General features: G+C 44.1%; 5 protein-coding genes. 1 reads left to right on the top strand and 4 read right to left on the bottom strand.

What is annotated here, in order from left to right; all coding sequences use genetic code 11:
- Positions 1-539 precede the first annotated feature (539 nt).
- The 3 genes from AC0VYI_RS13105 to AC0VYI_RS13115 all read right to left on the bottom strand — a co-directional run bounded on the left by AC0VYI_RS13105 (position 540) and on the right by AC0VYI_RS13115 (position 8,773).
- Positions 540-1,286 carry a hypothetical protein gene (locus tag AC0VYI_RS13105; protein WP_475443413.1) on the bottom strand — a complete coding sequence of 249 codons (747 nt, stop codon included), beginning with the start codon at positions 1,284-1,286 and terminating at the stop codon, positions 540-542.
- Positions 1,216-7,554, bottom strand: a complete 6,339-nt coding sequence (locus tag AC0VYI_RS13110) for an NACHT domain-containing protein (RefSeq protein WP_475443414.1) — start codon at positions 7,552-7,554, stop codon at positions 1,216-1,218. Before AC0VYI_RS13110 ends, AC0VYI_RS13105 begins: the two co-directional genes overlap by 71 nt.
- 68 nt (positions 7,555-7,622) lie before the next feature.
- Positions 7,623-8,773 (bottom strand): IS3 family transposase gene (locus tag AC0VYI_RS13115; RefSeq protein ID WP_475443416.1). Its coding sequence is split into 2 segments (ribosomal slippage): positions 7,623-8,536 and positions 8,536-8,773, totalling 1,152 coding nucleotides; the frame shifts between segments, so codons are not numbered across the junction.
- 332 nt (positions 8,774-9,105) lie between these two features.
- On the opposite strand from AC0VYI_RS13115, the gene dsr1 reads away from it, so the two are divergent.
- Positions 9,106-12,939: an anti-phage defense-associated sirtuin Dsr1 gene (gene dsr1 / locus AC0VYI_RS13120; RefSeq protein WP_475443417.1), complete on the top strand. Its 3,834-nt coding sequence runs from the start codon at positions 9,106-9,108 to the stop codon at positions 12,937-12,939.
- Positions 12,940-13,297: 358 nt separating this feature from the next.
- On the opposite strand, the gene AC0VYI_RS13125 is transcribed toward dsr1, so the two are convergent.
- Entirely contained in the window at positions 13,298-14,938 is a 1,641-nt protein-coding gene (locus AC0VYI_RS13125) for a hypothetical protein (RefSeq protein ID WP_475443418.1), read from the bottom strand.
- Positions 14,939-15,038: the final 100 nt, after the last annotated feature.

The following is a 15,038-nucleotide window of genomic DNA, read 5'->3' on the forward strand; positions in this document are numbered from 1 at the left end:
GTCAGTGTCAATAATTAAAAACACTGACAAATCAGACTAGTAAGTGTCAGTGTTTTTAATAATTGTTGTAGCTTTAAGCTTAATCAAGACCCATTGAGGCGAGTATCTTTGTTGTGTGAAATACACAAATCGCTATCTATAAGCTCCCCTCCTTGCTACGCCTATAACTTTATCAAAAGACCGATTAATCATGCACTATTTAAAGGACAGTAGGCTAAAGAACACTTGCTTAAATATAATGAGATAGATGACATGATCGTTATTAGAAGATATTTTGAAATAAATGCTAAACAATATAGCTTATCTATAGGTCTTTATTTCAAAAAAAGGCCTTACTAAATAGTATCTAGTGTAGTGGTCAAGTAAAACTGCTCACCGCTTTATAGTTATTCCTGTACTGTTCTTCTTTCTTTTTAGAGCAATAACATTATTTTCACCTTTAATTTTTATTAGACAACCAAATTATATATTCAATTCATTTTCAAATTTATGAGTATACCATTTAGTAAGCTCTTGTAAGTACAGAATGAAATTTTTATTTAACCATCACCGACCTCGCTTAATTTAAGAATTTTCTTCCAGTCGTCAGAGAACTTTTGCGCTTGTTCTATCAATGCATCTAACTGGTTAGTTCGTGTTTGTAACTCTTTATATTTTCCATCATTCGATAACGCACCAAAATAGGTAGAAAATTCTCCTGACATTATATTTGCCAATAACACCTCAACATCATCATCTTCTACACCTGCTTTATCTAATAGATTAATGTAATCTTCTGATTCAATAGTAGGCGTTGTCGAAGCATACATAAGCGAATGGCGAATCAGGACTTTCGCGATAGTATCCACAGCCTTAGCTAATTGAAGCCATTGCTTTTGTGACTCATCCAATCCGCTCTCTTCAACGATTTGCTCCGATGGGCTAAAATAACATGGCGCGTCACTTTTAGGGTGTAGAGCGCGCAAAAATTCCAACACTGGTTGAAATTGACTTAAGGGGGTTGAATACTCTGACAGATCTGCGCGATGGTTCCAAAGAGCCAATATAGCATCGCTACAAATACGCATTTTGTCAGAACGCTCTTCTGCTACAGCTTTCTCTGCTTCTTGTATTAGCTCTGCAATGTAATGCGCCATCCAGCGCCCCAACGTGTCGACGGATTGATCCAGATCGAGTTCTTTGGTTAGTTTTTTGCCTAGTTCTAATACTGCCTCATTACGTAACGATTCGACCGTCGGTTCTGATAAGAAAGATTTTTGTGTTGGGCAATGTGTATTTGAAGTCATCGTTATCGCTCCTTTCCCAATTGTCTTTTCGAACGATACGTTCGATTTCTATTTCTACGATTAAATCCATATTGAGTCGCTTCAATAGCTGAATTAAAAATGGAAATGATACTTGTAGAAGTGAGCCATTATCTTGAGCTGTATTTTGATCATTTTCGCTCATTTGCCCCCATAAGTATGACCAAGCCACTTCTTCTTGTGCTTCGGTAAGCCACTTTCGCTTCTCAACATCCGAGGTAAGCGGCATCAATTCAGAAATATAGGAAGCAAGGATAGGTGCAGGATATTGAATATCACCTCTCCAAGGGTCTTTTTCATCTAGCCCATTACTGCGATCGCTATGTGATATCCAACCCTGTAATTTGAAACCATCAATATCCAGCTGAAATTCATCATCATCTTCCACTGAAGGAATACGATAATCGTGTGAATTAATAGTACTTTGGAGGGCACTTAACAATGCAAACGAATTAACAGACGATACTAAAGCGCTACATATATTAATAGACTCTTCTCTTCCTCTAATATCTTGAGTCCACTCCTTGTTGACTTGAGTCCATTGCCCCCATAGATTTAGACGATTTTTTTCGACAATCAAAGCCTTTTCAAAATCAGTCTTATTTAGACTCCAACGCCATTCTTTAAAATTCGTTTCTTTTTGCCAACCTGCTTTTTCTATCGGGGCAGGATCACGACGATCTGCGAGCCAACGGTCATCATTACGAGAAAGCCCGTGTTCTTTCAGCCAAATAGAAAATTGGTCATTTTCCCTTTCACAATAAATGTCTTTATATACAGGGGTATGAGGCAATAATCTCCCTGCAACCACCATCATAGAATGATATGACAGGTAGAAATGCAAATCATCAGTTTGAGGTGACGAGCCATGTGAATGACGTGTATTTTGCCATTTAAAAACCTCTTTAAGATATCGGGCATCATCATTACCACGTGCTCTACCTTGAATACCCCACTCATCCACTATAAGTTTGACAGCTTCCGCCTCTATATTTTGCTGGGTTATGCCAAAGCATCTTGCTAACGGCTTAAACCAATATGGCCCCATATCAATGCCGAAATAGAACCGTTTTTCTGCCGTGCCCTCATTAACAACATGCTTAGGAGATTTGGAGGAAGGAATTCTTTTTACTGATTCCATGATAGGAAAAGGGGAAATATTTACCTGTAATAAACGCTGGCATGTTTCTTCTGGTAGCACAAGACATTCTTGTTTCACTAACTTTAATAGTGCTTGTTTAGCGAATACTTGTATTAATACATGAGGCTCATCAGAAAAAGCATTTCGCAACAGATAATCCTGGTAGCAAGCCACTTGCTTAGGGGACTCTTGAGCAGAGCGAGCTAACGCAATAAGCAACCAAAGGCGAGCATGAAAATAGTAAAACGGTAAACTAGCATCAGCATATATGGTCGAAACATTATTTCTGCTATGACAATCCATCGTTACGATTTGATGTAAGACCGCGTTATCTTTGAAGTAGGCTAATGCTCGTATAGTATGAGCAGCTTCCCAACGAAGGCTTGCTTGAGGAGCCGCCAAACAACCCCATAGGTAACCAGCTAATGCTGTATCTACATCGCTAGGTGGCATTAGATCAGTAGACCAAGAACCATCGCCGTCTTTTTCTTCTAAAACATCTTCAAGTAAATCCAACCCAAAATTCAAGGCATCTATAGACTGATCTCCATCTAATTTAATCACAAGAAAGCCAGCCCATTTGAAATAATGATTTTCCTCTGGAGCTTCCGTTGCTTCTGCAATACCCAGTAAGACTTGATCAATTAAGTCTTCTTTGGTTAAAGCAGCGAGTTCAAATACCTGTTGCATAGGAAGGGATTGGTAATACTTATTTAGGCTAAATTGGGAAGAAAATCGGCGACAAAGTGTTTTGATCATATTGGCTAAAGTCGGTCTGACTGCTATACGCTTTTTCCATTTTTCGGGAAAATGTTCCAAGAAGTCTCTTATCTCGTAAAAACTAAAGCAATTGGCATCGCCTATGGCATGAATAAAGTCTGCTTCCTTACCCACTCCTACCCGACGACAAGCCTCTTCAAAAAAATGTTCACTGAAATAAGGTGGTTCGCCATCTCGGAATTCCTTGTAAGCCTTCCTCAATCCATCAGATAGGTATAAATTTCCTTCGGAAAATATACTATTCCAGTCCTTTTCCTTCTCAACTGATGGGGGCAGGTTTCCCCAATGCCCTTCTTCTACCTGTTTTTGTTTAAACTCCACCGGGCGATTATTTACCATGTATCTAGAAAAAACGTCGATGAAAATCTGATGTTTCTGCAATAACGCTTGGAATGCCTGCCAATTAGCCCAACTTTGTTTTTCTAATGAGAAATAGCGGAAAACATATTCTGTAACTCTTTGCTTTTCTTGTTGATCGGCTTCATCAGCTAGGTAATAAGACAGTAATTGGGGAATATTCCAATCAGCCCGAATACACAGCAAAGCCAGTGCAGATTTAGATGTTAAGGCTTGCTTTTCAATCAAATACTGAATCAATATTGGCAGGATTCTTTGATGCTCACCAAAGCCTCTATCTCGCCAGCGACTAGTTATCGCTAAAACAGAAGAACTACATAAAGTTGTAATCGCTTTGATAGTTTCTTCCCATTCAAAATGCCTATCTCCGGCATATTCGTAGGTAAGCTCCGCACATCTTGATAGCTTGTATGCTATTTCTGGCTGGGGGAGATGACTTTTTTGAGGATTGTTAGCTAATGCTAGCAAAGCATTCCAACGATCAAGATTTTCATCCCCAACTCTGCTAGCAACATGAATGGCCTGGTTAAAATATGCTTCTGCTTCTGGTCGACTTACTGCTAATACCGCCCGGGATAGTTCAATATATTCGTTAATCTGAGTCTCGGCATCGTCTCTTATAGAATTGATACGCTCAAAGGAAGCGCTAGCGAAATCCAAGCCATATTCTTTCAGTTCTTCTCGTTGAGAGGATGTCCGAGCTAGATGTATCGAAGTAGGAGTAAGTAAGTTTTCAATATCTTCCGTGACATAGCCGTAAAAAGTCTGCCAATTAGATTCACTGACCCTGGGAAGAGCCTGCAAGCTAGTAAACCAAATAAGGACAATTTCATTGCTGATTAGTACTTTCTCTGGACCATAACTATGCTCTTCGACTTTATGAGATAGATCTTTGGTAATGGCAAGCTCCTGAGCGTATTCTTGTTCGCTAATGCTACCAACAAACACTTTTCCCCATAGCTGATACCAAGGTAGCAGTGTTCCAATATTCTTTTTAAAGCGATCCGTATCCTGCCGCCTAGAAGCCTCTCCTTGCTTGGCTTGAAACTCTGCTCGTATTTCATCTGTAGCCAAATCAATCAATTCAATAGGGCGATTCAGTAAACAACCTCTAAGCACATAAGCCCAAAGCAACACGGATATACTCCCTCTTGTGTCATATCTTGCAGAAAGGCTTGATGGTGGTTTTTTTGGCAAGTAACTAGTGAGTAAATCTGCTAGATTTTGGTTTTTGGTAGTTGAATGGATGTAGGCTGATTCCACTAACGCAGTAATGGCATGTAGATCTTGCGTTTCTGTAGCATTGGGCTGATTATCTAAATTAAGATGAATACGACTGATTATTTTATAGCAGCGTTCTATGGCCTTTTGAGGGGGAACCTTATGAATTTCTCTGAGTTCTTGATTGATTGCCAATACAAGGTAGGCATTATTTTCCGCAGCGATAGATAAAGCCTCTAGCTCTTTATAACGCCCTTGATCAATTAGTCTATGAGACAGTATACGCCCCACCTCATAGGATATTGATTTAGGACTCCAGCGCCTCAACTCAACAGCGCATGAGTTAACGTCATCAATATTAAGAACAGCCCAGATAACATTAGCAATATCCTTTCTACTAACCCTCTCCTTGTCTCTTTTATCTTCTGGCAACTTACTCAAATTTCTAATCCACTCGTACGCCATACGTAATTTAGAACGAGCCTCGCCTAAAAGGTCACTTTTACCCGATAACATTGATGCTTCATATGCATAATGCCCTCCCATCCATGAAGTACTAAAAGCTCGTTGGGCTACCAATTCCTCCAGCTTTTCGCCACTCAACAGGCAAGAAACAAGATCTGTGTTTTGCTGTAGTACCGCTCTTTGTCTTTTATCTCCTGCGTTTTCACCTCCTGCTTTAAGTGCCAGCTTCGCGGCATCGGTATAGCGTTTTTCCCGCAGGCAGGCTTTAAAGGCAAAATCTAATCGCTGCAATTCAATATCCCGCTTCTCAATAGGATTAGCATCAGGGAGAGCTTGAGACGATAGAGCTAGATCTATCAATTCCGCTAGCAATCCTGCTTCTAACATTAATTGCGGTAAGGTTGCTGCGATATAAGCACTGCTGGGCGCAATAGCAATCAGCTTTTCAATAAACAGCGCTAACTTTTCTTTGGTGGGTTTAAAGTGTTCTCTAAACCACGTTTCGGTCGGCTCATCTAAAAAGCGTATTCGGTCATCACCAGCAAGCGATAAAGGACGTTTGAGATCATAAACAAAGCTTCTAATCGTAGCTTCATCAACATCAGAAATAGACGACAGTACTGATATAGGAATAAGGGGACGTAAAGCAGCTAACCCAGCACAAACGCTGTCAATTTGTTCCTTATCTATATTTCCCACAGCGTCATCACGCAACTTCTTGACAGAAGACTTAAGTAAATTAGCTATCGTAGCTTCTACAGTCGTGGGAGTTGGGCCAAGCCAACGTAGCATATCTGGCAAACTTAACTGCTGTGCAAGGGCTAACGCCTGCACTCTAGGATTCTGGGAGCTTAGTCGATGAAATTCGCTGACATCCTGTATACGGGCATCAGGAAAGGTTTGTTTTAAATAACGATCTGTTTCTTCTTTCTCAAAGGGCAGTAAAGGCAGAGATAGGATTTGAGGCGGAGGAGACAAATGCTCGCGTCGATGGCTACGACATAAAAATATTAGGCGGACGCCATTTGGCATTTTCTCACGAATTAAATCTCGAACAAAAGAATGATTACCATCTACCTCCATCGCTGCCATTTGTGCGTTATCTGCTGCGTCAATCACTAAATAGAGTAATGCTTTAGCGCTATGGCTTCGTAAACTTATGATACTTTGCTGAACACGATAAAGAAACGCCCGTATATAAGCAGAAGAATCCGCATGAGGTGTTGGAATTAAAGGATGACAAAGACCTTTTGCAGCTAATTCATTAGCAATCTGTATCAAAGCATCCTGATGACGATGACGATAACCACTTGCACTACGATATTGTCCGTCACCAAAGCAGTCGAACAGAATTCCAGTATTCTCTCCGCCTGCTAGTTGGGAGAGAATTCTTGTAGCAAACGCAGACTTCCCTACTCCACCATCAGCATGAATAATGATAGGAATGGCTTCTGCGCTTTTTATCTGCTCAAATAAATCTTGTTCTTGGTTACGAGCAATCAAGTTATCTATTTGCTTTATTAAGCAAGGCGCTGGGAATAAGCGATCTTCAGTAGTTTTTAGCGCTCTAAGAACGTCTATTTTAGTGATCGAAGGATTATCAGCCCCCTTCGACGTGGCCTTTCCAGTGACAAGCTCTTTTAGTACAGTTGGTACGTCTGCATCAGCATCGGGCAGATAATTTTTTAAATCTTGAGCTAAACTAAGCGTTTGATCAAACAAGCCGTCTTGCTCACCCTCTAAAGTCAGTAACTGACAAAATTCTGATAATTCCTGACCACTAAGACCTATGTATTCTTCACTTTCAAGCTTGCTATAGTTAACTTTATCTGTAATTGGCTTACCTAAAGCGGCATCCGTTATGGCTTGAGCAAATTCTGCGTGGATTGGTCGGTTAGTTAAAAAAACAAACTCCAATTTTTCATGAAAGTTAACGGCAGGATAGTCTTGAATAAGTTGTTTAAAGCGGTTAGCAAAGCCTGATATGGTTTTTTTTAAACCACTTGGGGACCATGGATCAGATTCATTTAAAGTGGAATGTTTTATCTGGACATAGCGAATTTTAGTGGCTTGTTTTATATCCTCACTGCCGTAGTATTCACCAACATCAACAAGCTCCTCTCCTTCCTCAACTCGGTCTTCACTTTCTGCCAATGAAGGCCCTTCGATAGTAACAGCCTTTAACTTTGTTGTTGGAGAGAGCAGTAGCAAACATCTGCGAGCAGCCCATACATAATGAAATTGATCTCCGTCTCTACTAGCTCTTACCAAATCTACATTTGACACTAGACTTTCCTTATAATTTTACTTTTAGAGACTTCTACCAAACTGGACTGTGGTATGGACCCAGTTTCCTAGACAGTTTCTAGCTCCGTAAAATATCGCTTCTCATATTGCAGTGGCGATAATCCATTATTTGATCCATGGCGTCGCTTTGGATTATAAAAGCATTCGATATAATCAAAAATCTCTGAACGAGCATCACTTCTTGTTTTGTAGGTTCGATTGCGCACTCTTTCTTTTTTTAACAATGAAAAAAAGCTTTCCGCAACGGCATTATCATGGCAGTTACCACGACGACTCATACTGGCTTCCAGATTATTATCTTTTAAGAAGGTTTGCCAATCTTTCGAGGTATATTGAGTGCCTTGATCTGAGTGTACCAGTACTCTTTGTGTGGGGCGTCGTCGCCAAACAGCCATGAGTAAAGCATCAAGAACGGACTCTGCTGTTGCCCTTGATCTCATTGACCATCCTACGATCAATCTAGAAAATAGATCAACAACGACGGTCACGTAAAGCCAGCCTTCTTTTGTCCGGATGTACGTAAAATCGGTTACCCATACTTGATCTGGTTCTGGGACAATAAACTCTCTATTTAACGTATTCGGGGCTGTATTACGTTCAGACCCACGATAAAAAACAGGGTGACGTTTGTAGCCTATTAGTGCTTTTAAACCCTCGCGGCGCATCACCCTTAGCACACGATTCTTCCCACAAGACTTACCTTCTCCTTTTAGGTCTTTGGTGATATTGCGGTAGCCGTAAACACAACCACTCTCAAGCCAATGCATTTTAATGTTGATAGCAAGTTCATCATCTTCTTGCTCTCGTCGACTTTTTGGACAGTCCAGCCAAGCGTAAAAACCGCTCCTATGGACTTGCATTATTCGACACAAGACAGCAATAGAATAGTCGTGGAGCCGTGATTTTATGAACGTGTACTTTTCTTTGACTCCCCGGCAAAGTACACGGCGGCCTCCTTTAGAATGTCCCTCTCTTCGGTCACCCGTTTAAGTTCAGCTTTGAGCCGCTGGATCTCTGACTGAGCTGAATCTTCCATTTTTCTGCTCGCTTCAGGCTTGCTGTATCGGACAATCCAATCATGCATACTTTTGTAGCTAACGCCAAGTCGCTCAGCCACTTCTGCAATCTTGTAGCCGCGCTCAGTGACTTGTTTAACGGCTTCAATTTTGAACTCATCGGTATAACGTTTTCCACTCATAATTCACCTCATTTTTACCTATTATTATATAGCTATGAGATGTCTACAAAAGTGGGTCCATACCACTAACTCTATCAGTAGCAAATAAAACTCTATAAAATCAGGTGACTATAGTAGCTGACTTTTAGTAATAGCTTTAGAAAACGTGCATGCGCGTTTTTCCTGATAGTGTATTTGATAGAAAGCTGATAAATTCTTTGAATACAGAAAATTAACTGTGTGTGTTTTCATGGGTCTAATAAGGTAAACACGCATGCGCACTAATAAAATGTGAGCCCCATTGAGCCCTCATTTTCTCGAATAAACATACGTATTGGATAGGAAATATAGGAATGCAATTCATCACGAACGGCCCTGACATTCCGGATGCGCTTTTGCAGGCCCACGAGGAAGGCCGCGTGGTGTTCTTCTGTGGTGCAGGAATTTCCTACCCTGCAGGCTTACCGGGTTTCAAGGGACTTGTAGACCAAATCTACCGGCTGAGCGGGACGGCACTTTCGGACATTGAACGAGAGGCCTTCGAGCTTGGGCAGTTCGATGCCACACTTGATCTGCTCGAACGGCGCCTGCCGGGCCAGCGTCTGGCTGTACGTCGCGCTCTGGCAAATGCCTTGAAGCCGAAACTCCGCCGTAAGGGTGCTACCGATACACAAGCGGCGCTGTTGCATCTGGCGCGTAGCCGCGAGGGCGCGCTGCGGCTGGTCACCACCAACTTCGATCGCATCTTTCATGTGGCGGCCAAACGCACGGGTCAAGCGTTCCAAGAGTACGCCGCCCCGATGCTGCCCATCCCCAAAAACAGCCGTTGGGACGGGCTGGTTTATCTGCACGGCCTGTTACCCGAAAAGGTGGACGACACGACCCTGAACCGTCTGGTTGTCACCAGCGGTGATTTCGGCTTGGCCTACCTCGTAGAGCGCTGGGCTGCACGCTTTGTGAGCGAGTTGTTCCGCAATTACGTGGTCTGTTTCGTAGGCTACAGCATCAACGATCCAGTGCTCCGTTACATGATGGATGCGTTGGCAGCAGACCGCATGCTTGGCGAAGTCACGCCGCAGGCATGGGCACTGGGTGATTGCGAGCATGGGCAAGAGCACCGCAAGACCATAGAGTGGGAAGCTAAAGGAGTCACACCTATCCTCTACAACGTTCCTGCTAATAGCCATGACCACTCAGCGCTACACCAGACATTATTCGCATGGGCAGATACATACCGTGATGGTATACAGGGCAAAGAGGCCATTGTTGTCAAACACGCTCTTGCCCGGCCACAGGACAGCACAAGGCAGGACGATTTTGTCGGACGGTTGCTGTGGGCCTTATCAGATAAATCGGGCTTGCCAGCAAAACGCTTCGCAGACTTCAATCCCGTCCCCTCACTGGATTGGTTGCTGGAACCTTTTGCTGACAATCGTTACGACCACAGCGACCTAACCCGCTTTGGCGTTCAGCCGCGAGACGAAGTGGACATAAAACTGCGCTTCAGTCTGATTCGTAGGCCTGCTCCATATGACCATACACAACCTATGCAGCTTGTCTCCGGTAGCCTGAACGAAAGCAAATTGGATAACGTAATGTTTCAATTGGCACGATTGTTTGTACGCCACCTAGATGACCCGAGACTGGTAATCTGGATTGCGCAAAATGGTGGGAAGCTGCATGACCGTTGGCAATGGCTTATCGAAAATGAGTTGGACCGTTTTGCTTCATTGGAGCGTGATGGCAAGACCTCTGAGCTGGCTGAAATCCGTTTTCACTCACCCAAAGCCATTCCTGGCCCCCTTATGCGCACCTTATGGCGGCTATTGCTTAGCGGCCGAGTGAAATCCCCATGGTACGACACCGATCTGTATCGCTGGAATGGTAGACTGAAGCGAGATGGGCTGACCACCACACTGCGTCTGGAGTTGCGGGAGTTGCTTGCACCCAAGGTCGTCTTGAAGAAGCCGTTTCGCTTGGGTGACGACGACTCAAGCAGCACCGACGAGCCTGCGCGGATCAACCAATTGGTGGATTGGGAACTCGTGCTGGCCGCTGATCACGTGCAATCTACTTTGCACGACTTAGCCGACGAGAACTGGACATCGGCCCTGCCGCTCCTGCTGGAGGATTTTCAGCAGCTATTGCGTGATGCACTGGATCTGTTACACGAGTTGGGTGAGGCCGACGACCACAGCGACCGGTCGCATTGGGATCTCCCGTCCATTACGCCACATTGGCAGAACCGGGGCTTCCGAGACTGGGCGAGCCTGATTGAATTGCTGCGCGATGCATGGTTAGCGGTTCGCGCGAACGACAGCATGCGCGCGACACGAATCGCACAGAGCTGGTTTGAATTGCCATACCCCACCTTCAAACGCCTTGCCCTGTTTACCGCCAGTCAGGATGGTTGCATCCCGTCCGAGCAATGGGTGGATTGGCTGCTGACCGATGGGGCGTGGTGGCTGTGGTCCACAGATACGGGGCGGGAGGTGTTCAGACTGTTCATTCTACAGGCGCGGCAGTTGGAAGAGGACGCTCAAGAGCGTTTGGAGGCAGCCATCTTGACGGGTCCACCACGCGATATGTATCGGGATGATCTGGAGCCAGATCAATGGCAAGACTTGGTGGCTCGCTCTGTCTGGCTGCATCTGGCCAAACTGAACACATCGGGCCTCGCTCTGGGAGCAGATGCAGCGGTACGCTTGGCGGAAATTTCCAATGCCTATCCGCAATGGCAGCTGGCGACCAACGAGCGTGACGAGTTCTCGCACTGGATGAGTGGCACTGGCGATCCGGATTACGAGGACAGTCGAAACGTCGACATTGCTCCCCGCAAGCGTCAGGAGCTGGTGAAATGGCTCACAAAGCCGCCGCCGGGAGCGCGACCTTTCTACGAAGATACGTGGCGTGACGTTTGCCGCACGCGTTTCTTTCATAGTCTGACCGCATTATATGATTTGGCACAGGATGGCGTATGGCCCGCTGGCCGATGGCGCGAGGCTCTGCAGGCATGGGCCGAAGAAGGAATCGTGTTGCGCTCCTGGCGATATGCAGCACCGCTGGTTCAGACCATGCCCGATGCCGTACTTCAGGAGATTGCTCACGTTGAAACACGGTGGATGGAAGCTGCATCCAAATCGATCAACCGCCACGAGGACATTCTGCTGGAGTTGTGCCGTCGCGTGCTTTCGCTGCCGTTGGAAGCTGACTCAGGTTCCCGCATCATCCGTAATAGTATCAAAACCTACGACCACGTTGGTTCTGCAATCAACCACCCCATTGGGCATGTCACTCAAGCCCTGATCAATCTTTGGTTCAAGAAGAACCCGAATGACAACGATCTGATTCCAGCCGACCTCAAGCCCATTTTCACCACACTGTGCGACGTGCAAGAGGACCGATTCCGCCACGGCAGGGTACTGCTGGGTTCGCGGCTAATTGCATTTTTCCGCGTAGACCGTCCGTGGACCGAGCAATACTTGTTGCCGCTTTTCAGTTGGAGTAATCCGGCCGAAGCAAAAGCAGTGTGGGAAGGTTTCCTATGGTCTCCTCGTTTGTATCAGCCCTTGCTGATTGCTTTCAAGCCAGAGTTCCTGGAGACAGCAAACCGCTACGCCGCTCTTGGCGAGCATCGGCAGCAATTCTCGGCGTTCCTGACCTTTGCAGCATTAGGCCCGACCGAAGAATACGCCGCAGATGAGTTCCGGTCCGCGATTGGTGAGCTTCCACAAGAAGGCCTGGAGAAATCCGCACAGGCGCTCTCACAGGCGCTTGAAGGTGCAGCGGATCAGCGTGAGGACTACTGGAAAAACCGTGTCCAGCCGTTCTGGCAACAAGTCTGGCCAAAGTCCCGCGACTTGGCCACCCCGCGAATCGCCGAGTCCTTGACTCGGTTGGTCATTGCTGCCCGAGGCGAGTTTCCGGCGGCCTTGGCTGCGGTGCAGGACTGGCTGCAACCCATTGAGCACCCTCACTACGCCGTTCATCTACTTGCCGAATCTGGCCTGTGTAAAAGATTCCCAACGGAGGCACTGTTGCTGTTGAATTCAGTGATTGGCGACCAACAGTGGGTGCCCCGGGAGTTTAGGCAATGCTTGGACGACATCGTGCAGACTGATCCACAGCTTGGGCAAGATGCTCGATACCAGCGACTAAGTGAATACTTTCGAAGGCGCGGCGTGTGAAAGTGGCTGGAGTGGCGCCACGTGAATGGTAGGGTCTAACAAGGCAAATGCACTCGGATGGAAAAAAAGAGCCGCTTCGCTCTGCTTTTTTCGCCGGTGATTTGCGGGATTAACCCATAGATATTTTTATCCGAAACAGACGAGTTAGAATTATGGCTTCAACTCGAAAATGTCCATCTTCATTTCAGCCTGTTCGGGCTGAAGCATTTCTGCTCCAAAATGAGTTATACCTCGAAATTCGAACAAAGATGTTTATGTAACTTTGACATACAAAAAGTAATGAACTTCTGGGGGATATCTGAATAGCCACCAAATAAGTAGACAGGCTCTTTAACTTGATTTCATATTGCCTTTCATACTATACCGTTACAATTGGTTTTAAGATAAAGAGCACGTCTCTATGTTCGATCGACTCTTTTAAGCGACGTCTAGGTATCTTATCGTCTTGACGATATTTCGGTTGCAACGAAAACTCCGGTTCAGAGTCTCTATAGTCTGAACCATTAATATTCCTTAAAGATGCCTCTATCTTATCGATCTTCTCAAGAAGAGAGCTGTAATTTTCTATATCTACAGGGAGATCTAAGACTTTTTTTATTTCGGATACCGTGTGCTTAACTTTTTCATAAAAAGAATCGTTTAAAGGACAAAAACTATACCTAACACTCGGGAGATCATTGTTAAGACGCCAGAACAACTGTTTACAAATCAAGGGGGCGAGCTCTGTTTTGGCAACTCGCTTGATAGCTTCAAATGAAAACTTTACTGTTGTTGCATTGAGTTTAGCCTCTTCTTTATTGCGTTTAGCGTTTTCTTCAATGACGTATAACTTAACCGCTTCGCCTATATTCAATCTTTTTTGCTGTTTTGCTTTTTCTGAATAAAACCAATAAGAGAATTTCAATCCTCGCATCATCGCCGAAATTGATAGCTTTCTCCCTTTGCTCAACTCGATGTTTAATAGCGTTGCATTTTGGTTACTAGCCCAATAAGAGTATTCAGACAAATTTTCAAGATGATATGTTTCATCGACATGACTCTGAAAACTAGATTGCTCATCCACGGTATCCCAAATACGCGTCAAAATGACTCTGTTAAGTAACATGGCAGTTCCTGAGTCTTTAGCGTGATTAAAAGCCTCTCGGGGTAGTTTTATGGTCACCACATCACAAACCTCAGGTTTATAAAAAGTGTGCTTATATTCTTCTTTTTCTATTGTTACTTTAGGGGCATAGCTTTCGTACGGGGTGCTATCGATGGCAAAAAGTCTCTTGACGAACTTTATCAACTGAAAAAAATGCTTGCCAAAAGCGAGGCAAATTTTTTGGTTTATCTGGTGCTTAAAATGAAGAGAACTTTCTGATTTTTTAAAAACACCTGAGCGATCGAGTTGATTCTCATTTTCATATTTTTTAATCACTTTTTCTACAATCTTGCTATCATCGATATTTTGAAGCTGCTCAATCACATTCAAAATCTGTGCAGCCTCTTTGTAAGCGTAGACAATACTCAAATGAGAATAACCCAGAGCATCATTTTGTAGGCTTCTAAAGTCATAACCATGTTCGTTAATCAATTCTGGCGCGATGGTTAACCAAAATTCCTCTTGACGTTCTCTAGTTTGCTCATCTTGAAAGTGGTTTGACATGCCGCTAAATTGCTTTAAATACGAATTAGCTGCTATAGAAAAGTCTTTGAAGCTAGGCTGCTGCTTTGTATCTAAAACCCGACAAACCGTCGAGAAAATTGCGTCAGCCTCTTGCGTTCTCGACATTTGCTCATTCGAATAGTACTCATTCCGAGAGAAATACCCTTGAATGCTTTCTTGGTCTCTAAGAAAGCCATGCAAACTCACAAGGCTCTCTAACGCATTCATTCCTACTTTTGATGCCTTAATTTTTTCGACAACAAGCAGTAATTGAAGAAGTTCAAGACACACGTTGTTACTTGCATCTTGATAAGGGTTTTCAAAAATAATTCCACTTTTCTCAAAATTCATCTTTTCCATCCGCAACCATAATAGCGGCCGCCTTTAAGTTAAATTGCATTCATTGTGACAATTACAAATAAAAAAACAATCACCAAAGTTAAATTTAACT

It is taken from the genome of Marinomonas sp. 63XJN7_9_ISO-PGPR-S23-217 (genome assembly GCF_056173515.1).